Source organism: Thermodesulfobium sp. 4217-1 (assembly GCF_039822205.1).
In the GTDB taxonomy this organism is placed as follows: Bacteria; Thermodesulfobiota; Thermodesulfobiia; order Thermodesulfobiales; family Thermodesulfobiaceae; genus Thermodesulfobium.
Window position 1 is genome coordinate 1 of sequence record NZ_JBAGBW010000051.1, and the last position, 1,985, is coordinate 1,985.

The following is a 1,985-nucleotide window of genomic DNA, read 5'->3' on the forward strand; positions in this document are numbered from 1 at the left end:
CGGTAGTTTGACAGTTGAGCAGGTCCAAAATCCTAAAATAGCTTAATATATAGTCATTTTTTTGTCAAATTTATTGTTTTAATATCTCGCATTTTATCGTATTTTATGTTATAATATAGCGTAAGGAGGCGATATTAAAATGAGACTTAATGTGACCAAATCTAAAAATTCAGCTTCGTTATATGTAATAAAATCTGTTTACAACAGTAAAACAAAATCAAATTCTTCTAAGATTGTTGAAAAGCTTGGAACAGAAGTTGAACTCAGAGAAAAGCTTAAAGGTGAAGATCCATATAAGTGGGCTAAAGAATATATTAGAAAATTAAATGAAAAGGAAAAAGAACAAACAAGGAAGATACTTATTCCTTTTGAACAGTCTAAGATTATTTTGAAAGATGAACAGCGTTCCTTTAACGGTGGATATCTATTCCTACAAGAAATATACTATAAATTAGGACTACATAAAATTTGTAATGAGATTACCAATAAGTATAAATTTGACTTTGACCTAGATTCTATATTATCAAGGCTTGTATATAGTAGAATTATTTTTCCTTCTTCTAAGCTTGCAACCTATGAGCTTTCTAAGAGGTTTATTGAACAACCAAATTTTGATTTACACCAGATATATAGAGCTCTTGAAGTAATTGCTAAGGAAACAGATTTTATCCAGTCCTCGTTATACAAAAACAGTTTGAAAGTTTCTAAGAGAAAAACAGGTATCCTTTACTATGACTGTACCAACTACTTCTTTGAGATAGAGCAAGAAGAAGGTAAGAAGCAGTATGGTCCATCTAAAGAACATAGACCAAATCCAATTGTGCAAATGGGTCTGTTTATGGATGGTGATGGAATTCCTTTAGCCTTTAGCATTAACAGAGGCAATATGAATGAACAATTGACCTTAAAGCCTTTAGAAAACAAAATCATCTCTGACTTTGAACTCTCTAAATTTATCGTTTGCACAGATGCAGGTCTTGCTAGTGAAGCTAATAGAAAGTTTAACAGCAAAAAAGAGCGTGCCTTTATTACAACACAGTCTATAAAGAAGTTAAAAGAGCATCTTAGGAAGTGGGCTCTTTCTACAGATGGATGGAAACTTCCTGATGGCAAAAAAAGCTATGACATTTCTAAACTTGATGAAATGATAGATAAAGCAGACTCTAAAGCTAAAGAAAAGATAAGAAATCAAGTCTTTTACAAAGAGCGCTGGATTAAAGAAAATGACTTTGAACAAAGGCTAATTGTAACGTATTCTATAAAATACAGAGATTATCAGCGCATAATTCGAAACTCTCAAATAGAAAGAGCTCTAAGAGCAATAAATAGCAACTCTACAAAGATCAAGAAATGCAATGCTAACGATTACAAGAGATTTATCACTAAAACAAGTTGTACTGCTAATGGAGAAGTTGCAGAAAACGAAACATACGGCATTGACTTTCCTTTAATTCAAAAAGAAGAAGCCTTTGATGGCTTTTATGGAGTCTGTACTAACTTAGAAGATGATATATCTGAAATTATCAAAATTAATAAAAGAAGATGGGAAATTGAAGAATGCTTTAGAATTATGAAAAGTGAATTTAAGGCTAGACCAGTTTATTTAAGTAAAGATGATAGGATTGAAGCACACTTCACCACTTGCTTTATATCTCTAATTATTTATAGACTGTTAGAGAAACAGCTTAAAGAGAAATTCACCTGTCATGAGATTATCTGCGGACTTAGGAATATGAACTTCCTTGATGCTAAGGGTGAGGGATATATTCCAACCTACACAAGAACAGAGTTCACTGATGCACTACATGATACTTTTGGTTTTCGAACTGATTATCAAATTTGTTCAACAAAAATGATGAAACAAATTATTAAAGAATTAAAAAGATAAAAAAAATACGCACTTTTTACATAAATACAAAGTCCTAAAAAGCCCTAATTATCAACGTTTACAAGGATTTTTATGCCGTCCAACTGTCAAAGATGGG

At 31.6% G+C, this 1,985-nt stretch carries 1 protein-coding gene; it reads left to right on the forward strand.

The window, feature by feature from the left end:
* Positions 1-139 precede the first annotated feature (139 nt).
* A complete protein-coding gene (locus V4762_RS09905; RefSeq protein WP_347315615.1) occupies positions 140-1,888 on the forward strand; it encodes an IS1634 family transposase in 1,749 nt (582 codons plus the stop codon).
* Positions 1,889-1,985: the final 97 nt, after the last annotated feature.

Excerpts from the sequence above, each read along its gene's own strand:
- V4762_RS09905 (WP_347315615.1), top strand. The coding sequence starts at position 140 with ATGAGACTTAATGTGACCAAATCTAAAAATTCAGCTTCGTTATATGTA.